This window comes from Halosimplex carlsbadense 2-9-1 (assembly GCF_000337455.1).
In the GTDB taxonomy this organism is placed as follows: domain Archaea; phylum Halobacteriota; class Halobacteria; order Halobacteriales; family Haloarculaceae; genus Halosimplex; species Halosimplex carlsbadense.
The window spans coordinates 62188-82827 of record NZ_AOIU01000003.1; the positions used below are offsets into that span (position 1 = coordinate 62188).

18 protein-coding genes are annotated in these 20640 nt (G+C 69.5%); 4 read left to right on the top strand and 14 right to left on the bottom strand.

The window, feature by feature from the left end; all coding sequences use genetic code 11:
• Nucleotides 1–64: 64 nt before the first annotated feature.
• The 9 genes from C475_RS00320 to C475_RS00360 form a co-directional block, all read right to left on the bottom strand.
• Entirely contained in the window at nt 65–982 is a 918-nt protein-coding gene (locus tag C475_RS00320; RefSeq protein WP_006881722.1) for a D-2-hydroxyacid dehydrogenase, read from the bottom strand.
• On the bottom strand, nt 982–1407 hold the full coding sequence (locus C475_RS00325) for a DUF3830 family protein (protein WP_006881723.1): 426 nt from the start codon (nt 1405–1407) through the stop codon (nt 982–984). The genes C475_RS00320 and C475_RS00325 overlap by 1 nt, the downstream gene beginning before the upstream one ends.
• A gap of 149 nt (nt 1408–1556) precedes the next feature.
• On the bottom strand, nt 1557–2825 hold the full coding sequence (locus tag C475_RS00330) for a Zn-dependent hydrolase (RefSeq protein WP_006881724.1): 1269 nt from the start codon (nt 2823–2825) through the stop codon (nt 1557–1559).
• A complete protein-coding gene (locus C475_RS00335) occupies nt 2822–4234 on the bottom strand; it encodes a dihydroorotase (RefSeq protein WP_006881725.1) in 1413 nt (470 codons plus the stop codon). Before C475_RS00335 ends, C475_RS00330 begins: the two co-directional genes overlap by 4 nt.
• Nucleotides 4231–5268 (bottom strand): ABC transporter ATP-binding protein, encoded by a 1038-nt coding sequence (locus C475_RS00340; protein WP_006881726.1) that lies wholly within the window; start codon nt 5266–5268, stop codon nt 4231–4233. Before C475_RS00340 ends, C475_RS00335 begins: the two co-directional genes overlap by 4 nt.
• Nucleotides 5265–6440 (bottom strand): ABC transporter ATP-binding protein, encoded by a 1176-nt coding sequence (locus C475_RS00345; protein WP_006881727.1) that lies wholly within the window; start codon nt 6438–6440, stop codon nt 5265–5267. Before C475_RS00345 ends, C475_RS00340 begins: the two co-directional genes overlap by 4 nt.
• Entirely contained in the window at nt 6437–7333 is an 897-nt protein-coding gene (locus C475_RS00350) for an ABC transporter permease (RefSeq protein ID WP_006881728.1), read from the bottom strand. The genes C475_RS00345 and C475_RS00350 overlap by 4 nt, the downstream gene beginning before the upstream one ends.
• Nucleotides 7330–8358 (bottom strand): ABC transporter permease, encoded by a 1029-nt coding sequence (locus tag C475_RS00355; RefSeq protein WP_006881729.1) that lies wholly within the window; start codon nt 8356–8358, stop codon nt 7330–7332. The genes C475_RS00350 and C475_RS00355 overlap by 4 nt, the downstream gene beginning before the upstream one ends.
• Nucleotides 8355–10109 (bottom strand): ABC transporter substrate-binding protein, encoded by a 1755-nt coding sequence (locus tag C475_RS00360; protein ID WP_006881730.1) that lies wholly within the window; start codon nt 10107–10109, stop codon nt 8355–8357. The genes C475_RS00355 and C475_RS00360 overlap by 4 nt, the downstream gene beginning before the upstream one ends.
• Nucleotides 10110–10953: 844 nt before the next feature.
• Between C475_RS00360 and C475_RS00365 the strand changes: the two genes are divergently transcribed.
• The gene (locus C475_RS00365) at nt 10954–11769 is read left to right on the top strand and encodes an IclR family transcriptional regulator (protein ID WP_006881731.1); all 816 of its coding nucleotides are present in this window, start codon (nt 10954–10956) and stop codon (nt 11767–11769) included.
• Nucleotides 11770–11812: 43 nt separating this feature from the next.
• Here the strand turns inward: C475_RS00365 and nikR are convergent, their stop codons facing one another.
• Complete coding sequence (gene nikR, locus C475_RS00370) at nt 11813–12241, bottom strand: nickel-responsive transcriptional regulator NikR (protein ID WP_006881732.1); 429 nt, start codon at nt 12239–12241, stop codon at nt 11813–11815.
• 191 nt (nt 12242–12432) lie between these two features.
• Between nikR and C475_RS00375 the strand changes: the two genes are divergently transcribed.
• On the top strand, nt 12433–14355 hold the full coding sequence (locus C475_RS00375) for a beta-CASP ribonuclease aCPSF1 (RefSeq protein WP_006881733.1): 1923 nt from the start codon (nt 12433–12435) through the stop codon (nt 14353–14355).
• Between the two features lie 31 nt (nt 14356–14386).
• Here the strand turns inward: C475_RS00375 and C475_RS00380 are convergent, their stop codons facing one another.
• The gene (locus tag C475_RS00380) at nt 14387–14980 is read right to left on the bottom strand and encodes a Rossmann-fold NAD(P)-binding domain-containing protein (RefSeq protein WP_006881734.1); all 594 of its coding nucleotides are present in this window, start codon (nt 14978–14980) and stop codon (nt 14387–14389) included.
• Nucleotides 14977–15747 (bottom strand): nucleotide-binding protein, encoded by a 771-nt coding sequence (locus tag C475_RS00385; protein WP_006881735.1) that lies wholly within the window; start codon nt 15745–15747, stop codon nt 14977–14979. The genes C475_RS00380 and C475_RS00385 overlap by 4 nt, the downstream gene beginning before the upstream one ends.
• Before the next feature lie 365 nt (nt 15748–16112).
• Here C475_RS00385 and C475_RS00390 point away from each other — a divergent pair, with 365 nt between their 5' ends.
• A complete protein-coding gene (locus C475_RS00390) occupies nt 16113–16349 on the top strand; it encodes a hypothetical protein (protein WP_006881736.1) in 237 nt (78 codons plus the stop codon).
• 107 nt (nt 16350–16456) lie between these two features.
• Entirely contained in the window at nt 16457–18136 is a 1680-nt protein-coding gene (locus C475_RS00395) for a cellulase family glycosylhydrolase (protein WP_006881737.1), read from the top strand.
• Between the two features lie 28 nt (nt 18137–18164).
• On the opposite strand, the gene C475_RS00400 is transcribed toward C475_RS00395, so the two are convergent.
• Both C475_RS00400 and C475_RS00405 read right to left on the bottom strand, forming a co-directional pair.
• Entirely contained in the window at nt 18165–19478 is a 1314-nt protein-coding gene (locus C475_RS00400; protein ID WP_049929782.1) for an MFS transporter, read from the bottom strand.
• Between the two features lie 270 nt (nt 19479–19748).
• Nucleotides 19749–20630, bottom strand: coding sequence for an alpha/beta fold hydrolase (locus C475_RS00405; protein WP_006881739.1), 882 nt, complete (start codon nt 20628–20630; stop codon nt 19749–19751).
• Between the last annotated feature and the right edge of the window lie 10 nt (nt 20631–20640).

Sequence of the window (20640 nt, forward strand, 5' to 3'; positions counted from 1 at the left end):
GCTCGTTCCCACGCTGTGGGGATCGCCGCGTCGCCGGCCGAGGACGGGCGAACCGCCACCGGCGTCACGAGACGGAGTCGAGCGCGCCGCCGAGGATGTCCGCACAGCGGTTCCAGTACTCGGGCGTGTGGCCGGCGTTGTGGGGCGTAACGTGGCAGTTCCCCAGCGACCACAGCGGGCTGTCGGGGGGGAGCGGCTCGGGGTCGGTCACGTCGAGCGCCGCGCCGCGGATCTGATTCGTCCGTAGCGCGTCGACGAGCGCGTCGGTGTCCACGACTTCGCCCCGGGCGACGTTGACGAGCGTCGCGTCGGTCGGGAGCGTGCGGAACACCTGCTCGTCGACGAGCCGTTCGGTCAGGTCGGTGAGCGGACAGGCCAGGACCAGGTGGTCGGTCTCGGCGAACGCCGCCTGAAGGGCCTCCGCATCGAAGCCGACGACCTCGTCGGCCGGCCCGCCCTTCGACGGCGTGTACCGGACGCCGATCGTGTGCACGTCGAACGCCTGCAGGCGGTCGACGACCGTCTCGCCGATGGGGCCCTGGCCGACGACCGTCGCCGTCGACCCTTTCAGCTCGCCCGCCTGGTAGTGGCGCCACTCCGCGCGGCGCTCCTGGCGCCACCCCCTGTCGAGGCGACGGACGAACGTCAGCAGACAGCCGAGCACCTGCTCGGCGATGTTCGGGCCGTGGACGCCGGAGGCGTTCTCGACGGCGACGCCGTGGTCGTCCAGCGCCTCCAGCGGGAGGTGGCCGGTCCCGGCGAACGTGCAGACGAACAGGTCGAGTCGCTCGGCCGCCGCGAGCAGGTCCGTGGAGATCTCGTAGCCCGTCGCGACCCGCGCCTCGGTGATCAGCCGCCGCTCCTCGGCCGGCGTCTCCGCGTGGGCCACGTCGAACTCGGGGAACCGCTCGCGCAGCGTCTCGGCGTACTCGGCCGCCGAGAGCCCGTGGATCTTGTGAGGCAGGACGAGGATGTCCGTCATCACTCGCCCTCCGCGATCGATACCGCGATCTCCTGGGCGCCCTCCCGCAGCGTCAGCTCCTCCAGCTCACGCAGTTCCTCGCGCGACGCGTCCAGCGTCGCGACGTGGTTGCCCGCCAGCTCACCGGCCGGGCTCTTGAAACAGGTCGGGCCACAGGCGAGGAGGATCTCCTGCTCGTTGCGGTAGCCGGGATAGAGGAGCACGTCACCCCGCGAGGGGTAGACCGTGTGGTTCTCCCGCGGCAGCTCCGGGAGGTCGATCTCGTCGATCTCGACCCACGTCGCGTGGCCGCTCCAGCGAACGTGGAGCAGCTCCGAGCGCAGCGGGAGGAACTCCCGCATCGCCGCGACCGACTCCGGTGCGTCCGATTCGAGGATCGATGCCGTGTACGTCCGTTCGTTTATTTCGAACAGTAGCTCGCTCATGATGGTATCGTCCGTAATCCGCCGATCGTCTCCGCTCGATGGTCGTCTCGCACCGTCTCCGCTCCGCGCGTCGTCCGCGACTCGCCGGTCGCGGTGTTCGTGGTGCAGTTCCTGCGACGCCGCTGGCCGTCGGGCGCGGGCGCCGGGGCTCACGCGTCGGTCGCTCCGGCGAGGTCGGCGAGCGCCGTCGCGAGCACTCGCGTCGCGAGTGTGCAATCGCGCCAGTCGGTGTGTTCCAGCGGGCTGTGGGAGTGGCCGCCCCGGGAACGGGCAAAGAGGAGCCCCGCGTCGGTCGCGTCGGCGACCTCCATGGTGTCGTGGCCAGCCCCGGAGTGCAGCGACCGCGCCGCCACGTCGACCCGTCGCGTCGCGTCCCGCAACGCGCCGCGGACCCGGTCGGCCATCGGCCGCGGCGGGATGTCGTAGGGCCGCTCGTACGCGACGGCGACCCCGCGGTCCTCGCGCAGGTCCGAGAGCGTCGCTTCGAGGGTGTCGACGAGCCGCTCGATCGACGCCGGGTCGACGTCGCGGATGTCGACCGACAGCTCCGCGCGACCAGGAACGACGTTGGTCGCGCCCGGTTCGACCGACAGCGACCCGACCGTCGCGACGGCCGACTCGCTGTCGGTGGTCGCGATCTCCGTCGCGGCCGCTTCGAGGGCGAGAACGAGCTCGCTGGCCGCCGCGAGCGCGTCCGTCCGGTCGACCATCGGCGTGGTGCCCGCGTGGTCGGCCTCGCCCTCGATGGTGACTCGACACCGGGTGGTCCCGGTGATCGAGTCGACCACGCCGACCGGGCAGCCGGCCCGTTCGAGCGTCCCACTCTGCTCGACGTGGAGTTCGAGCCAGGCGTCCCACTCGCTCGCGTCGAAGCGCTCGTCGCCGCGGAAGCCGATGTCGTCGAGCGCGGCTTCGAGCGTGACCTCGCCGTCGGAGAGCGCGAGCGCGTCGTCGACCGCCCGGTTGCCGGCGGCGACCGACGACCCGAGGACCCCGTCCGCGAAGCGAGTCCCCTCCTCGCCAGTGAACGAGACCACCTCGACCGGCCGCGCTACGGCGAGGTCGCTCGCCGCGATGGCGCGCACGCTCTCCAGGGCGGCGTAGACGCCCAGCGGCCCGTCGAAGATGCCGCCCTCGGGGACCGAATCCAGGTGACTGCCCGCGGCGACCGGCGCCGCGTCCGGGTCGCACGTCGGCGGCGCCCACCGGCCGGCGATGTTGCCGACCGCGTCGACGCGCACTTCCAGCCCGGCCGCGACCATCCGGTCGACGAGGTACGAGCGCGCCCGAGCGTTGGCCTGCGTCCCCGGGAGGACGGTTCGACCGATGCCGTCCTCGCAGTCGATCGCGCCGAACTGCGCCGTGCGTTCGACGTCCGACCGGAGCGCGTCCCCGTCGACTGGGATCTCCGACGTCACGCCGGGCCCCCTCGTGGCCCCCACTCGGGGACCTCGCGGTGGAGGTACCCACCGTGTCCGGGCTCGGCGACGACCTCGCCGTCGGCCGCGACCCGCTCGCCGCGGACCCAGGTCGCCTCGACTCGGCCCGTGACCTCGCGGCCGTCGTACACCGAGTAGTCGGCCCGCGAGGCGTTGTCGGCGGCGTCGATCCGGTGGGTGGCCGTCGGGTCGAAGACGACGAAGTCGGCGTCGGCGCCGACTTCGAGCCGGCCCTTCCGGGGCAGGCCGAACGTCTCGGCGGGGGTCCGACACATGAGCCGGACGAGCGCCGACAGCGACCAGCCCCGCTCGACGACCGCCTCGTCGTGCATCACCGGGAGGCTCGTCTGGAGGCTGTTGACGCCGAACGGGCAGTCCCACCACTCGTCGACGGCCTTCTCGGCCGCCGTCGAGGCGACGTGGTCAGTCCCGACGGTGCTCAGCGTGCCGTCGGCCAGCGCGTCGAACAGCGCGTCGGCGTCGGCCGCCGAGCGCAGCGGCGGCGACTGGAGCGCCCGCGCGCCCTGCTCGGCGTAGGCCGCGTCGGTCAGCGCCAGGTAGTGCGGGCACGTCTCGCCGCGGACCAGGCCCCCGTCCTCGCGGGCGTCGGCGAGTTCGGCGGCCGCCGCCGCGGAAGACGTGTGGACCCCGTAGTACTTGCAGTCGGTCTCGCGGGCGACGGTGACGGCGTCGGCCAGCGCCATCGCCTCGGCGTAGTCCGGGCGCGCCGCCGGATAGTCGGTCGGCGCACCGGCGCCGCGCTCGCGCTGGCGGTCGGTGAGCGCCTCGCAGACCGCCGCGTCCTCGGTGTGGACGAGCGCGACGAGGTCTTCCGCGGCGAGACGCCCGAAGGCCAGCCGGAGGAAGCCGTTCGACAGGCCGATGTCGTAGGCCGTGAAGAACTTCACCGACGTGACGCCCAGCTCGGCCAGCTCGGCGAACTCCTCGAACACCGAGCGGTCGTCGGCCGTCACGGTGGCGTGGAGGCCGTAGTCGACGAGGGCGTCGCTCGCTTTCGCCCGCTGGCGTGCGACGGCGTCACACAGCGAGCCCGTGTCGGTCCAGACGGGGCCGTCAGCGTGTTTCTCGCGTTCGCCCGTCCACGTCTGCCACGCGAAGTTGATCACGGACGTGACGCCGCCCAGCGCCGCGGCCGCGGTCCCGGTCTCGTAGCTGTCGATCGAGTTGAATCCGTCGAGGTGGACGTGCGGGTCCACGACGCCCGGCATGACGACCCGCCCGTCGACATCGACGGTCCGGTCGGCCGACGGGAGGTCCCGCTCGCGGCCGATCGCCGCGATGCGACCGTCGTCGACCGCCAGCCCCGCCTCGACCGTCCCGTCGGCGGTCGCGAGCGTCCCCCCGACGACCGCGAGGTCGACCGTCATCGGTCGACCCCTCCGTCGGAGGCGAGCCGCCGTGGCTCGCTCGGGAGGTCGTCGAAACCGCTCGTCCCGTCGTCGTAGGCGAGACAGCGCACGGATGCGCCGTCGACCTCGCGGGGTTCGGGGTGGTGTTGTGCGCACTGCTCCGTGGCGTGGGGACAGCGCGGGTGGAACCGACAGCCGCTGGGCACGTCCCGCGGGCTCGGGATCTCACCCTCCAGGGGCTCCTGGCGGGGCTTGTACGCCTCCTCGGCGTCGTCGGTCACGGGGATGGCCGACAGCAGCGCCCGCGTGTAGGGGTGGCTCGGCCGCTCGAAGATCCGGTCGGTCGGCCCCCGTTCCTGGATCTCGCCGAGGTACATCACGGCCGTCTCGTCGGCGAAGTTCCGGACCAGTGAGAGGTCGTGCGTGATGAACAGGTAGGTCAGTCCCAGTTCGTCCTGCAGGTCTTCGAGGAGGCCGATGATCTTCGCCTGCACGCTCACGTCGAGCGCGCTCGTCGGCTCGTCGAGCAGCAGCAGCGTCGGCTCGACCGCGATGGCGCGGGCGATGTTCACCCGCTGTTTCTGCCCGCCGCTCAGTTCGTGCGGGTACTTGGCGAGGTACTCGTCGTTCAGCCCCACCCGGTCGAGCAGTTCGCTCACGCGATTGGCCCGCTGGCCTTTCGGCACGTCCGCCGCCTGTAGCGGCACCGAGAGCGACTTGCGGATCGTGCGTCGCGGGTTCAGACAGGACGTGGGGTCCTGGAACACCATCTGCACTTCCGAGCGGAGCCGGCGCAGCTGCTTGCGCGTCTGGGGCGTCACGTCCTCGCCCTGAAACCGGATCCGCCCGCCGGTCGGCTCGTGGATCCCGATGACGGTCTTCGCGATGGTCGACTTGCCGCTGCCGGACTCGCCGATGAGCCCGAGCGTCTCGCCGCGGCCGATCTCGAAGGAGACCCCGTCGACCGCCCGCACGGGCGGTTCGCCGCCGAACCAGCCGCCACCGCCGAAGTGTTTCTCCAGGTCCTCGACGGCGAGCACGGGAGCCGTCATCGCTCTCCCCCTTCGCCGACCGTCCCGCCGTCCGTCTCGGCCCGGTCGGTCGTCCCGCCGTCCGCCGCCGCGTCGGTCGGATCGACCGCCGTGTTCAGCCGTCGCTTCGTCTCACCGAGCGTCGGCTCCGGGCCGGGATCGCCGGATGCGAACCGGACACACTCGACGCCGCGGGCGTCGCCGAACGACTCGAACGCCGGGCGCTCGGTTCGACAGGCCTCGTCGGCGTAGGGACAGCGCGGGTGGAACCGACACCCCTCGGGCGGGTCGGTGTACTCGGGGACCGACCCGTCGATCCCGTCGGCCATCGTCCCGCCCGACAGCTGCGGGATCGAGGCGATGAGCCCCTGGGTGTAGGGGTGTTTCGGGTCCTCGAAGATCTCCTCTGTGGTGCCCGTCTCGACGATGCGTCCGCCGTACATGATGTACACTCGGTCGCTCAGCTGCCGTGCGACGCCGAGGTTGTGGGTGATCATCAGGATGCTCATGTCCCGGTCCTCGATGAGTTCCGAGAGCAGCGCGAGGATCTGGTCGTGGACGGTCACGTCCAGCGCCGTCCCGGGCTCGTCGGCGATGAGCAGATCCGGCTCGTTGAGCAGCGCCTGTGCGACCAGCGCCCGCTGGCACATGCCGCCGGACAGCTCCGACGGGTAGCTGTCCATCACCGACTCCGGGTCGGGCATCTGCACCTCCCGGAGCATATCGAGGACGCGCTCACGGGCGTCGGCCCGGTCCGACCGGGAGTAGCGCCGCCGCAGGTACTCGACGACACCGGCCGAGCCCTCGCCGCCGAACTGCAGGGTGTCGACGAGCTGCTCGCCGACGGTGAACACGGGGTTCAGGCTCGACATCGGGTCCTGGAACACCATGCCCATCCGGTCGCCGTTGAGCGCGCGGCGCTCGTCGGCCGAGAGCGTCGACAGGTCCGTCCCCTCGAAGGCGACGGTCCCCGAGACGTTCGCCGGCGGCTCGTCGAGCAGGCCGGTGACCGCCTTCGTGGTGACGGACTTGCCACAGCCCGTCTCGCCGACGACGGTGACGACCTCGCCGCGACCGACCGACAGGTCGACGCCGTCGACCACGTCGGCGTAGCCGTCGAACCCCTCGAACCCGACCGACAGGTCCGACACCGAGAGGATCGGGTCCTCCGGCACCGGCTCGGTCGGGTTCACTGTTCCACCTCCACGTCGAACAGATCGCGCAGCCCGTCGCCGAGCATGTTGAACCCGAGCACGAGGACGAAGATGGCCAGGCCGGGGAAGATGCTGATCCACCACTCGCCGGGCAGGAACTCCGTCCCGCCGGCGACCATCGTTCCGAGCCCGGGCCGGGGTGGCTGGACCCCGAGCCCGATAAAGGAGAGCGAGGCGCCCGTCAGGATGACGATGCCCGCGTCGAGGGTCACTTTCACCAGGATCGGCGAGAGGCAGTTGGGGAGGATCTCCCGGAACATGACGTGGACCGGGCCGGCGCCGGCGAGCTTGGCGGCCTGGACGTACGGCTCGTCGCGCTGGCTCGCCGCGAGCCCGCGGGTGAGCCGCGCGTACCAGGTCCACCACAGCGACGCGATGGCGAACATCGCGATCTCCAGCGTCGGCTCGAACGCCGAGGCGATGGCCAGCGCCAGCACCAGCGGCGGGAGCGCGAGGAACGTGTCCGTGACCCGCATGATCGCCGCGTCGACCAGCCCGCCGACGTAGCCGGCGACGAGGCCGAGCGTCACGCCCACCGGGACGCCGATCCCCAGGATGACGCCCGCGAGTTTCAGCGAGAGCCGGTAGCCGAACAGGACCCGCGTGAACACGTCGCGACCGCTGCTGTCCGTGCCGAACGGGTGGGCGAGGCTCGGCGGCTGATAGGCGTTCGCGAAGTCCGTGTAGATGGCGGCGTGCTGGGGATACGGTGCGACCCACGGCGCGAACACCGCCAGGAAGACGACCGTCGCGACGATGGCGAGGCCGAGCAGGCTCATCGGCTGGGCGGCGAAGCGGCGATACGAGCGGTACCATAGCTCGCGCCGGGACGGCGAGACGACCCGGTCGAGCGTACTGGTCTCGGTGCTCACGCCGCATCACCTGCCAGGTCCATCCGCGGGTCGATCCGGTTCAACAGGAGGTCGACCGCGAGGTTCGTCAGCACGAACGCGAGGCCGATGGTCATCGTGACGCCGACGATGGCGTTGACGTCGCTCGTGAGCACCGACTGGACGCCGTACTTGGCCACTCCGGGCCAGGAGTAGACGATCTCGATGATGAAGGCGCCGCCGAGCAGCCACGCGTACAGCAGTCCGAGGATGGTCAGCGTCGGGATGAAGGCGTTTTTCAGCGTGTACTTGTAGGAGACGAGCCACCGCGGGAGGCCGTAGCCGTCGGTCGCCTCGATGAACTCCTTGCCCTCGACGTCGATCATGCTCGACCGAGTGATCCGGATCACCTGCCCCATCCCGCCGAACGACAGCGCCACCGCCGGCAACAGCAGGTGCGCCCAGGCGTTGAGGTGGGCGGCGAACGCGCCCGACAACAGCGTGTCGACGAGGAGAAAGCCCGTCTCCCGCGTCACGTCGGCGGCGTGTTCCCGCGCGATGCGGCCCGTGATCGGGAACAGCTGGAGGTAGTAGCCGAAGACCAGCTGCAGGGCGATCCCGATGAAGAAGCTGGGGACGCTCACCGTCGAGAAGGCGAACACGCGGGTCGCGTCGTCGATCCGTCCGCCGCGGTTGCGCGCCGCGAGGACGCCGAGCGGGATCCCGATCGCGACCATGAACACGGTCGCCAGGGAGATCAGCTCCAGCGTCGCCGGGAGCTTGGTCGCGATGTCCTGCACGACGGGGTTTTTCGTCTGGAGGCTCTGTCCGAGGTCGCCCGCGACCAGGCCGGTCATGTAGTCGACGTACTGGAGCGGGAGCGACTGGTCGAGGCCCATCTCCGCCGCCAGCCGGTCGACCTGCTCCTCGCTGGCCATCGCGCCCAGCGCCATCCGCGCCGGGTTCCCCGGGAGCACCCGGGAGATGACGAACACGAGGACGGAGAGCCCGAGGAGGCTGACCGCCATCCCCGAGAACCGCCAGAGTACGACCTTGATCCGCTTCATCCCGTGTGGTGGAGGTCGCGGAAGGTGTACTCGAAGCCCTGTGCCGGCCGGAGCGTGAGCCCCTCCACGTCGTTCTGGAACCCGATCTTCTTCACGGTGTGGTAGATGTGCATGTCGCAGTACAGCCCCGCGAGCACCGACTGCAGCTCGCGGTAGATCTCCGCCCGCGCGTCCGGATCGGGGGTCGCCCGCGCCTCCTCGATGAGCGAGTCGACCTCGTCGTTCTCGAGGTGTTCCATGCTCATCCACGTGCTCGCGGCCTCCGAGTGGAACTGGTTGTAGAACATCGAGTCGGCCGAGGGGTACGTCGGCACGTAGAACACCTGGTTCGTGTGGGGCGTGTCCTCCGGCGAGGTGGCGAGTTCGGTGATCGTCCCCCAGGTCTGAGGGTTGAGCTCCACGTCGATGCCGATCTCGGCCATGTTCTCCTGGAACAGGAGCCCGATGCGCTCCTGGAAGCCGTACGAGGAGGTGAACGTGTTCTGGATGGTGATCTCGCCCTCCGAGTAGCCGGCGTCTTCGAGCACCCGCTTGGCCCGCTCGGGGTCGTAGGAGGGTTGCATCACGTCCTCCTTGTGCGACCCCCAGGTCGGCGGGAGCGGTCCCTGGGCGCGCTGCATGTCCGGCATGATCTCGGTGACGACCTGCTCGTAGTCGAAGCCCCAGGCCATCGCCTCCCGGACGGCCGGGTCGTCGGTCGGGGGCTTCTGGGTGTTGATCTTGAAGTACAGCAGGCCGAACGTCGGGATCTTATCGACCCGGGCGTGGTCCATCTCCTCGATGGCGCTGTAGGTCCGCTCGTTCTGATACTGGCCGGTCATGTCCAGCTCGTCGGAGTTCATCAGCGACTGGACCGTCGAGTTCTCCGTGATGATCTGGACGTCGACGGTGTCGAACGAGCCCTCCGGGAACTCCTTGAAGTAGTCGTCGAACTTCGAGAAGACGATGCCCGAGCCGCGGGTGAACTCCTCGAGGGCGTAGGCGCCGGAGCCGGCGTCGTTGTCGTTGATGTACTCCTGGCCGTAGTCGCCCCGGTCGCCGTACTCGCCGTCGGCGAGGTTGTCCATCACGAGCTGCTTGTCCATGATGAACACGAGTACCATGATCGGAACGAACGGCGAGTACGGTTCGTCGAGTTCGAAGGTGACGGTCCGCTCGTCCTCGACGGTGATGTTCTCCTTGCTGAGGACGCCGGTCAGCAGCGATGCGTACCCCTGGCCGATGTCCATGAACCGCTCGACGGTGAACTTGACGTCCTCGGCGGTCAGCTCGTTGCCGCTGTGGAACGTGACGCCCTCCCGCAGCGTGAACGTGTAGGTCGTGTTGTCCTCGGAGACCGACCAGTCGCTCGCGAGGTTGGGCTGGATCGTCCCCTCGCTGTCCGGGAACACCAGCGGGTCGTAGAGGTTGACCAGCGCCATCGCCTGGACGTAGTCGGTCCCCTTCGCCGGGTCGACCGTCCCGAGCCGCTGGGTGATGTTGGCGGTGAGCGTCCGCCCCGACCCCGCGGTCCCGGTCGACGCATCGTCGCTCTGGGCGTCGGTCGAACCGCCGTATCCGCCGTCACTGTCGTCGCTGCCGTCGCCGCCACTCCCTCCGTCACCGTCGCCGGACCCGCCGTCGCCGCCACAGCCGGCGACACCCGCGGCGCCGACGGCCCCGAGCGAAGCGAGGAACCGACGCCGCGACTGCTCGGACAGCAGGTCTCGAACGTCGATCGACCCGTCCGCCGGTGACCGCTCGTCACTCATCGCCGACCACCTCGTCGCTGTCGACGAGCCCGATCGTCGCCGTTCCCCGAGTCCGCGAAGCCCACGCGCTCGCACGCACGCCATTATTTTGAAGTTGTCCAAAGTTAGCCCGAATTTGGTTTAGTTCTTCAACCATATTTCGACTATTGAGTGATATCTGGGACCCATATTAAAGAATTCCGGTGGAATAATCGAATTTGTTTGGGTGTCTGCCCGATTCCAATAAGGGTCCTAAAGGGGTCGCCCGGTCGCGGAGGCAGTCGACGGACGCGGGCAGCGAGGAGCGCGGCGGCCGTCGAGGGAGACCCCGTCGCGGGGGCGACGACCCACCGGCCCGGGACCCGCGAGACCGACCACTTCGTGAGCGCCGAGATCGGGCCGTTCGTAATACACGAACACCGCAGGTGATTCTCGGAGGCGCAGTCGACGGGGTGGCCGTGAGTTCTAGCTCCGAGTTCGTCTCTCGTCCGCGCGCACGCAAGAAACATTGTAGGGATCCGCCATCGGTCATCGGACGTCACCAGTTGGGCCGTCGACGAGAGCTGTACCGACCCGAAGGGGTCGGTCCGGTGCACGGCTGCGGAACGCTGATCCGAGACTGTCACCGCCACCCCGCGGGCCGACAGCGACCCGAGGCCGCGGAGGCTGTTCTCGCTTGTCGAACGCCGTCGCACCGACGCGGAAATCGGACGCACCACCGTTTCAGAATCAGCAGAGATAGTGACTAGACACCGCCCTACACCGCCGACTAACACCAGATCTTTCATATTTGTCGAACCATGCAGCGAAGATGTAAATTGCGCCGTTGCGAACACTGAAGACGCGCGAGCGACTACCCGCGCACATGACCGGGGACTCCGGGGGCGGCTCTCCGCGGACGCTGTCGACGGTCTCGACCGCGATGGAGGCGGTGAAGGCGATCGAGGCGACGGATGGGACGGGGGTGACAGAGCTGGCCGACCGACTCGACATCTCGAAGAGTTCGGCCCACGCCTACCTCGCCACACTCGAACAGTCGGGCTTTCTCGTCAACCGGGACGGACGCTACGAGCTCTCGCTCATGTTCTTCGTGCTCGGCGAGTACGCCCGGAACCGGAGCCTGCTAGACGAGATGATCATCAGAAAGCTCGACGAGCTGGCCGCCGAGACGGCCCACTACACCCATCTCGTTACCGAGGAGAACGGCCGCGGGATCAACCTCTACAAGGGGAAAGGCGAGGCGGCCGTCGGCGACGACTACCAGCGGGCGAAGCGACAGCAGCGCGACTACCTGCACATCACCGCCTCGGGGAAAGCGATCCTCGCGTTCCTCCCCCAGCACCGCGTCGAAGCGATCGTCGACCGTCACGGGCTCCCGCGACGGACCGCGAACACGATCACCGACCGCGAGGAACTGTTCGACCACCTCGCGACCGTCCGCGAACGGGGGTACGCCGTCAACGACGAGGAAGAGATCGAAGGCCTCCGCGCCGTCGGCGCACCGATCAGGGACCGCGACGGCGACGTCCTCGGGTCGATCAGCATCTCCGGCCCCACGAGCCTGGTCGACGGCGATACCTTCTACGAGGCGCTGCCCGAACGCGTGATGGAGACAGCCAACATCATCGAGGTGAACCGGAACATGTCCGACCGGCGTTCCGACATCGAGACGCTGATCTGAGCCGGTCGAATCCGTTCGCGACGAAGCGGGGACGGAGGCGGACTCAGTCGATGTCGGCGAGGGGGCCGAAGTCGTCGACGGGCAGCACCGAGTAGTCGACGGTGAGCGTGTCCTTCGTCGCCCGGATCTTCCCGACGAACGTCGAGATGTCTTCGAGCGACCCCTCGAGGATGAACAGTTCCATGCAGTGGTGGCCACCGACGTGACTGTGGAAGTTCGAGGCGACGAGGTTCTCGTGCTCGTGGCGGAGGTGCATCATCTTCTCCTCGACGGTCGTCGTCTCGTAGTCGAAGACCACGGTGATGACGCCCATCAGTTCGCGACCCTCCAGTTTCCTGTCCTCGAACTCGCCGAGGAGGTTCCGACTGGCCTCCCGGACCACTTCGCTCCGACCGGTGTAGCCGTGGTCGTCCGCGAACTGGTCGATCCGCTCGAGCAGTTCCTCCGGCATCGAGACGCTTACGACGCTCATATAACAACACAGCCGCCATAAATTATTAAACGTTATTACTCTGACCGGGTCCTCACGGGAACGGCTCCCGGACCCGCCCGGTCCGGAAGCAAAGATTCTTACTCGCGCCCGGCCGAGTGTAGATATCGACCCGATAGCCGTCGGGTTTTTCGACGGTTCTCGCGGCGCGTCGCCCGATTCGAAGGAAACGCATGAAAACGACACACGATTCGATCGACGAGATCCACGCGCAGATCGACGAAGAGACACCCGACGACATCGAGATTTCGAGCGTCCAGTTCGAGGGGCCGGACCTGGTCATCTACTCGCCCGACGTCGAGACGTTCGCCGAGCGCGACCGGCTCGTGCCGAAGCTGGCGAGTACGTTCAAGAAACGCATCACGGTTCGACCGACCGCCGACGCGCTCGTCCCCGAGCGCAAGGCCGAGGGGACGATCCGCGACACGATCCCGGACGACGCCGGGGTCCAGTCGCTCGACTTCGACAGTTCGACCGGCGAGGTGCTCGTCGAGGCCGAGAAGCCGGGGATGGTCATCGGCCGCCACGGCGAGACGCTCGAGGAGATCCGGGCGGCGGTCGGCTGGACGCCGGAGGTCGTCCGCACGCCCCCGATCGAGTCCTCGACCGTCTCGAACGTCCGTAACTTCCTCAAACAGGAACGGGACGAACGCCGGGACATCCTCGAAGACGTCGGCCGGCAGATCCACAGGCCGACGACGGCCGACAACCAGTGGGTCCGTATCACCACGCTGGGCTGCTGTCGCGAGGTCGGGCGGGCGGCGTTCCTCCTCTCGACGCCGGAGACCCGTGTCCTGATCGACTGCGGCGACAAGCCCGGCGCGGAGGGAGAGGTGCCGTACCTCCAGGCGCCCGAAGCGCTCGCCGCCGGCCCGGACTCCATCGACGCCGTCGTCCTCACCCACGCCCACCTCGACCACTCGGCGCTCATCCCGATCCTCTTCAAGTACGGCTACGACGGCCCTATCTACGCGACCGAGCCGACGCGAGACCTGATGGGCCTGCTCCAGCTCGACTACCTCGATGTCGCCTCGAAGGAGGGCCGGACCCCGCCGTACGACAGCTCGATGGTCCGGAAAGCGCTCAAACACACGATCCCCGTCGAGTACGGCAACGTCACTGACATCGCGCCCGACGTGAAACTGACGATGCACAACGCCGGCCACATCCTCGGGTCGGCCGTCTCGCACTTCCACGTCGGCGAAGGGTTCTACAACGTCGCCTTCTCCGGAGACATCCACTACCGCGACACCCGCCTGCTCGACGGCGCCGTCAACGACTTCCCGCGCGTCGAGACCCTGGTCCTCGAATCCACGTACGGCGGGCGCAACGACTACCAGACCGACCAGGAGGACTCCGAGCGCAAGCTCGAGACGGTGATCAACGAGGCCCACGAGAAGGGCGGGAAGATCCTGATCCCCGCGTTCGCGGTCGGGCGCTCCCAGGAGCTCATGCTCGTCCTCGAAGAGGCCATGCGCGAGGACCGGATCCCGACGATGCCGGTGTACCTCGACGGGATGATCCGCGAGGCGACGGCGATCCACGCCGCCTACCCGGACCACCTCCGGGAACGGCTCCGCCAGCGGATCCTCTACGAGGACGACAACCCGTTCCTCGCCGACCAGTTCCGGCCGGTCGACGGCGGCGACGAGATGCGACGCGACGTCGTCGACGACGAGCCTTCCATCGTGCTGACGACCTCGGGGATGATCACCGGCGGCCCGATCATGTCCTGGCTCCGGCTGCTCGGCGGCGACCCCGAGAGCACGCTCGTGTTCGTCGGCTACCAGGCCGAAGGGACGCTGGGCCGCCAGATCCAGCAGGGCCGCGACGAGATTTCGCTGAACGACACCGCCGGGCGCGGCGCCAACCGAGTCGCCCTGAACATGGATGTCCAGACGGTCGACGGCTTCTCCGGCCACGCCGACCGCCAGGGCCTGGAGAACTTCGTCCGTACGATGAACCCCCGCCCGGAGACCGTCCTCTGTGTCCACGGCGACGAGTCCTCGACCGACCACCTCTCGTCGGCGCTCTACGAGGAGTTCGGCATGCGAACCGTCGCGCCGAAGAATCTGGAGACGTTCCGGCTGGACTGACGGGGCCGACCGCCTCGGCATCGATGAGGGCTCAGCCCACGTCGTCGAAGCCCCATTCGTCGGCCCGCTCGGCGGCTTCGGCGCGGGCCTGCTCGCGGATCGCCTCGATCTTCTCGGCGTCGTCGAGGAACGCCTCGACCGCCCCCGGCTTGCGCTCGTCGGTCCCGGCGCCGTCGCCGCTCCCGGCTTCGGCGGGGCCGCCAGGCGACTCCGTCGCGCCGGCCAGCCGGTCGGGCGGCGCTGTCGCACGCGTCCGGTCGGCCAACGTCGGGTCGCCGGCCAGTCGCTCGGCGGCCATCCCGGGCGGGATCCGGAAGGTCGACCGGTCGTGGACGGCTTCGAGGTCGGCCGGCGCGAGCGCGAACAGTCGGATGCGATACGGTCCCTCGGCGGCCAGGTCCGCGAGCGCCGGCGGCCCGGCGCGGTCGGTACCGGTGTGGTAGGCGACGACCGGCACGCCCGTACGGAAGGTGACGACGCCGCGACCGCTCGCTTCGAGCAGGAGCGCGTCCTGCGGTTCGAAGACGGCGTAGCCCGTGAGCCCGCGGTCGAGCGCGTCGACGAGGACGGTTCGCGGGTCCTCGACGACCCGCGACCGGAGGAGTCGTCCCTGGGGCAACTTCATGGTGACTCGGGGAGGACCGCGCTGCGGAACCGGTCGGCGACCGCTCCCGAATCGCGGTCGCGGACCGTCAGCGTCGCCGCGGCCTCGCGGTAGGCGCGGCCGGCCTCGCTGTCGGGCGCGTGGGCGAGCAGCGGCCGGCCGTTTCGGCGGGCCGCCCGCACCCGGTCGCTGGCCGGCACCGTCGCCAGCGTCGGCCCCTCGAAGTACCGCTCGGCCTTCGGCGCGATGCGCTCGATGGCGTCCGCGTCCCTGACCTTGTTGAAGAGGATCCCCGCCGTCTCTGTCCCGTAGGAGGTGGCGTACTCCTGGACCTTCAGCCCGTCCGACAGCGCCGGGATCGTCGGTTCGAGGACGACCACGACCCGGTCGGCGAGCACGACCGGGAGGACGGCGGCACGGGAGGAGAGGGTCGCTGCCGAGTCGAGCAGGAGCACGTCGGTGTCGGCGGCCAGCGTCGCGACCACCTCGCGCAGGCGCGCCGGGTCGGCCGCCTCGAACGCCGCGAGGTTCGTCCCGCAGGGGACGACGCGCATGCCGTGGCGCTCGTAGACGGCGGCGTCGACGGACGCGCCGCCCGCGACGAGCACGTCGTGCAGCGTCGTCTCGACGTCGGCGAGGCCGGCGTGAAAGAGCAGGTTCGCCATCCCCATGTCGGCGTCGACCACCGTCACGTCGTACTCCTCGGAGAGCGCCATCCCCAGCGCGAGCGTGCTCGTGGTCTTGCCGGTCCCCCCTTTCCCGCTGGCGACCGCGAACGCCTCGACCATCACCTCGGGGTGGTTCCCCCTGGCTTAAAAACGTTCGTGTGGCCGACAGGTCCACGCCGTCCCGGCCCGGTCGCGCAGCGGCGCCACGCCCGTCGCGACCGGCCCGAGAAGTGTGACGATGTGAGTCAACACCACCGTCTTCCGTCGGCGAGACCAATCTTCAGATCCATGTTCGTCTGCGGGAGATGGGACAGCGAACGTGGAAGGTAACCCGATGAGAATTGACGGCACGACCACTACGACGGAGGAATTACTAACAGCCGTCGCCGATCCGCGGCGACGCGCAGTGCTACGCTACGTCCAGGACGCGAACGCGACGACGGTCGACGAGCTGGCGCGGGCACTAGCGGACGCGGGCGGCGTCAGTGTTCGTCTCGGGGCTGGAGTGGCTCGATGGGTCGCTCCCGGACGACGACACGGAGATCACACGCATCCTGCTGGTCGACCGGTCGACCATCCTCGTCAGTACGGTCCAGGACGATGTCGGTGGGACCGAGGAACACGCCGTCTTCGGCCGGGGCTTCGACAACGGCCTCGTCACTATCGTCCGTCGTCTGATGGCCACCGGCCTCCTCCCCGTCGACGACCCCGGCGCCGACTGATTCTCCCGACAGACGCCGTTTCACACTGTGAAAGGGAGGGACCGTCGCTTCCGGGACGTTTCATCCGACCAGGTAATTACGTCGTGTCGTTGCGATGACCCACTGGCATGACAGCAGAGACCGATCCGCACGAAGACGGGGAGCGACCGACAGCGAACCGATCGGCCGACGAGCGAACGGCGACACGCCGGACCGTCCTGCGCACGACCGGCGCGGGCGTGGCCGGCGTCGCGCTCGGCGGGTTCGCGGGCACCGCGGCGGCGAGCGACGACGGGACACCGTCGCGGCTCCACACCGACGGGAAGTGGGTCAGGGACGCCGACGGCGAGCCGGTCAGGCTCCGGGGCCTCGCGACGGCCTCGATGGGGTTCTACGCGGTCGACGGGATCCACCCGAAGATCCCCGAGGAAGTCGTCGGGTGGGCGAGCGACCCCGCCCGCGGGTGGTACCCCAACGTCGTCCGCCTGCCGGTCACCCAGTGGGACGTGGACCAACTCGGCGTCGAGGCGCTCGTTTCCGACGTGCTCCGCCCCGTCGTCGACCTGCTGGGCGAGCGGGGCACCTACGCGCTGATCGACTATCACGTCATCCACCCCTACACGGAGGCGGCGGCCGACGACGCCGACTACGACACCAGCCCGGACGAGATCGTCCGGAACTTCTGGGGGACGGTCGCGCCCGCGTTCGCCGACGACGAGCACGTGCTCTACGAGCTGTTCAACGAACCGACCTACCCGATCTTCTGGAGCGACAACGGCGAGTCCGTCGAGAGCCCCGAAGCCGAGTGGCTGCTGTGGCGCGAGACCGCCCAGCCGTGGGTGGATATGGTCCGCGAATCGGCCCCGGAGACGCCCATCGTCGTCGGCTCGCCGAGCTGGACCTCCCGGACGAACTTCGCCCCCGAGTACCCCTTCGAGGGAGAGAACCTGATCTACGCCGCCCACATCTACCCGGACAACGGCCGGCCCGAGGAGTTCGACGACACCTACGGCGCCCCCGCCGAGGACGTACCGGTCTTCGTCACCGAGTTCGGCTGGGACCCCTACAGCGACGGCCTCGACTACGGCACCAACACCGACTGGGGCCGGCCCTTCCGCGAGTGGGTCGAGGGCTACGAGAACGTGGGTTGGGCGGCCTGGTGTTTCGACGACTCGTGGGCGCCGGCGATGTTCGACTCCCCCGGCGAGGGCGGCGCCGACGAGTGGACCCTGCGCTCAGCCCCCGAGGAACACGGCGGCTTCGTCCGCCAGTGGCTCGCCGAGACCTCCGCGGAACCGATCGCACGCTTGCACCCCGGGAAAACCCAGGCTACCGCGGGCGACTGGGTCCACTTCGAGGCTCGCGACGCCTCGGGCGCGAACCGTCACGTCTCCAGGCTGGCGTGGGATCTCGGCAACGGCACCACTGGCGAGGGCTGGTGGGTCGACGCCCGGTACGACGAACCCGGTCAGTACGAGGTCGAGCTGACCGCGACGAACGACGCCGGCGAGTCGACGACTCACGGCCTGGCGATCACCGTCACCGAACAGACCGAGGCTGTCGCGACGGCCGAGCCGAGCGCGACCGAGGCGGCCGTCGACGAGACCGTCGAGTTCGAAGCCCACGACACGTCCGGCGACGGCCGCTGGGTCGACGCGCTGGCCTGGGAGTTCGGCGACGGAACGACCGCAGGGGGGTGGTGGGCGTCCCACGAATACGGCTCGACGGGGACCTACACCGTCGAACTGACCGCGACCGACAACACCGGGCAGACGACGACCGACACGGTCGAGATCGTCGTCGAGTGACGCCGAAGGCCGGATCGGTGGCCGGCGGCTACTCCCCAGCAGCCGCGGCGTCGACCCCGACGCTCGCGCGGGTGCGGTAGAGCCGCTCGGAGAGCGCCACCGAGACCAGCGCGAGCGCGACGAAGACGACGAACCCGCTGGCGTAGCCCGACTCGCCGAAGCTGTCGACGAACAGCCCCAGCACCGGCGGGACGACGAACCCGCCGAACGCGCCGAGCCCGCCGACCAGCCCCGACGCGCCGCCGACGGCCTCCGGGACGTACTTCGGGACGAGCTGGAAGACGGCGGCGTTGGCGACGCCGATCCCGACGGCCAGACAGACGGTCGCCCCCAGCGCGGTCCCGTACGTGCGCGTGACGACGAGCCCGAGCGCCGCGATGCCGACGACGACGAAGCTCCCGACCGCCGTCACCTCCCCGCCGATCCGGTCGCTGAGGTAGCCGCCGGGGACCCGCAGGACCGCCGCCGGCAGGGTGAAGGCGATGGCCGTCAGCGCGCCGGCGCCCTGGACGCCCAGCCCGTGGATCGCCGTCCAGTAGGAGGGCAGCCACACCGTCAGCGCGAGGAAGCCGCCGAAGGAGGTGAAAAACAGCGCCACCAGCCCCCAGGTCCGCGGGATCGCCGCCGCATCGCGGACCGACGCGAAGGCGTCGCCGCCCGGGAACAGCTCCTGGCCGTACGCTTCGGCCCGCTGACGGGCTTCCTCGGTATCGATCCCCTGTTCGCGCAGCTGAAACGAGGGCGGGTCGACCGCCAGGACGGCGTAAGCGACCGTCCCGAGCACCAGAAAGGCGAACCAGACCAGATAGGACGTCGTCAGCCCCAGCGCCGACAGCGCGACCGGCAACAACAGCGTGAACAGCCCCGGCGAGCTGTTGCCCAGCCCCGCGTACACCGCCAGCACCGTCCCCTGGCGGTCCTTCGGGTACCAGTAGGAGGTCTGGGTGGTCCCCACCGAGAAGACGGCGATCCCGCAGCCGCTCAGGGCGCCGCAGAGAAACACCAGCGGGTACAGCTCCATCGTCAGCCCCTCGGGGTAGGCCGTCACCAGCAGCGCCGACAGCCCCGCCATCCCGAGGATCGAGAGACTCAGGAGGACTAGAAACGGCTTGCGCGGGCCGACCTCGTCGACCCACGCGCCGAAGGGGATCCGCAGCAGCGACCCCGTCAGCTGGGGCGCACCGACGAGCAGCCCGAGCGCCAGCCCGGACAGCCCCATCGCCGACTCGAACTCCGTCGCGACCGGTCCGTACAACACCACGCCGGCGAAGCCCACGAAGAAGCCCAGCGTCGCCGACACCAGCCCGCGACGCGAACTCCCGCGTATCCGATGGACACTCATACAGGCCGAAAAATAGTACGCCCGTAATTTTGTTCCGATCGAGTTCGCAAATACTGCACAGCTCCGCCCCGTTTCGAAACGAATGGTTGTTTTTCCGGACGAATATCGATCGAAAGCGTTCGAACGTGTTCGGGTCCGCCGGCGAGGGGGTCGTGTCGCGAGTGTCGTTCCCGCGAGGGAAGAGTTGCGCGCTCGCACGCGGCCGACGGTGAACCGTCGGTCGACGACGGGTTCGAGAGCGAGCGGTCACCCGAGACCGGACCAGTGCGTTCAGCGGTCCGGGCCGAGCGGTGCCGAGCCGGCGTCGACCGCGCTCGTCGCGGTCGCCGGGCCGTCCGGCGTGGCGCCGGCCGCGCAGTGGTCGAACTCGCCGCAGAGCCAGTCGGCGACGACCGCCGCGAGTCGACGGTGGGCCGCGTCGGTCCCGATCCGCGCGGGACGGTCGCCGGACTGTCCGCCGTACCGCCCCGCCTGTGAGTGGTTCATCCCCTCGATCCGCTCGACGGTGGCGTCGGCCGGCAGGTTCCCCCGGCTGTCGGCGAACTGCTCGCGGTCGAGCACCGAATCGCGCGTCCCGACGACCGCCAGCGCGGGCGTCTCCCGGACCGGCTGGTCGCAGTAGGCACCGACGAGCAACAGCCCGTCGACGGCATCGGGGTGTCCCCCGGCGTAGCGACACGCCATCGCCCCGCCCAGCGAGTGCCCGCCGACGACCCACTGCGAGACGTTCCGTTCGCCCGCGAGCACCGCGTCGGCCCGCCCGATCGAGAACACGGCGAGGTTCACCCGCATCTTCGGGACGACGACGGTGGCGTTCGCGCGCTCGGCGATGGCCCCCGCCGTCGGGAGGTACGCATCGGGTGCCACCCGACCGCCGGGGTAGAACACCACGCCGAGCCGTTCGACCTCGGGGTCTGCGTCCGAGACGACGAAGCCGCCGTAGGCCTCGGTCACCGTCACGTTCCCGTCGGCGCGGACCGACTCGCGGACCTCCTCGGGAGCGTGGTGCGCGAAGACCCCGAAGTACGCGTAGAAGGCCAGCCCGCCAGCGAGCGCGAGGACGGTGACGACTGCGACGACCCGGATCGCGATCGCGCGCGCCGAGCGAGCGGCGATCCACGCGCGAGCGTCGTCAACGGAGGGCAGCGACATGGTCGACCCA

What these genes read in the sequence shown, in the direction of transcription:
- C475_RS00320 (WP_006881722.1), bottom strand. Translation starts at nt 982, where the DNA reads ATGACGGACATCCTCGTCCTGCCTCACAAGATCCACGGGCTCTCGGCG.
- C475_RS00325 (WP_006881723.1), bottom strand. Translation starts at nt 1,407, where the DNA reads ATGAGCGAGCTACTGTTCGAAATAAACGAACGGACGTACACGGCATCG.
- C475_RS00335 (WP_006881725.1), bottom strand. Translation starts at nt 4,234, where the DNA reads ATGACGGTCGACCTCGCGGTCGTCGGGGGGACGCTCGCGACCGCCGAC.
- C475_RS00340 (WP_006881726.1), bottom strand. Translation starts at nt 5,268, where the DNA reads ATGACGGCTCCCGTGCTCGCCGTCGAGGACCTGGAGAAACACTTCGGC.
- C475_RS00355 (WP_006881729.1), bottom strand. Translation starts at nt 8,358, where the DNA reads ATGAAGCGGATCAAGGTCGTACTCTGGCGGTTCTCGGGGATGGCGGTC.
- C475_RS00360 (WP_006881730.1), bottom strand. Translation starts at nt 10,109, where the DNA reads ATGAGTGACGAGCGGTCACCGGCGGACGGGTCGATCGACGTTCGAGAC.
- C475_RS00365 (WP_006881731.1), top strand. Translation starts at nt 10,954, where the DNA reads ATGACCGGGGACTCCGGGGGCGGCTCTCCGCGGACGCTGTCGACGGTC.
- nikR (WP_006881732.1), bottom strand. Translation starts at nt 12,241, where the DNA reads ATGAGCGTCGTAAGCGTCTCGATGCCGGAGGAACTGCTCGAGCGGATC.
- C475_RS00375 (WP_006881733.1), top strand. Translation starts at nt 12,433, where the DNA reads ATGAAAACGACACACGATTCGATCGACGAGATCCACGCGCAGATCGAC.
- C475_RS00380 (WP_006881734.1), bottom strand. Translation starts at nt 14,980, where the DNA reads ATGAAGTTGCCCCAGGGACGACTCCTCCGGTCGCGGGTCGTCGAGGAC.
- C475_RS00385 (WP_006881735.1), bottom strand. Translation starts at nt 15,747, where the DNA reads ATGGTCGAGGCGTTCGCGGTCGCCAGCGGGAAAGGGGGGACCGGCAAG.
- C475_RS00395 (WP_006881737.1), top strand. Translation starts at nt 16,457, where the DNA reads ATGACAGCAGAGACCGATCCGCACGAAGACGGGGAGCGACCGACAGCG.
- C475_RS00400 (WP_049929782.1), bottom strand. Translation starts at nt 19,478, where the DNA reads ATGAGTGTCCATCGGATACGCGGGAGTTCGCGTCGCGGGCTGGTGTCG.
- C475_RS00405 (WP_006881739.1), bottom strand. Translation starts at nt 20,630, where the DNA reads ATGTCGCTGCCCTCCGTTGACGACGCTCGCGCGTGGATCGCCGCTCGC.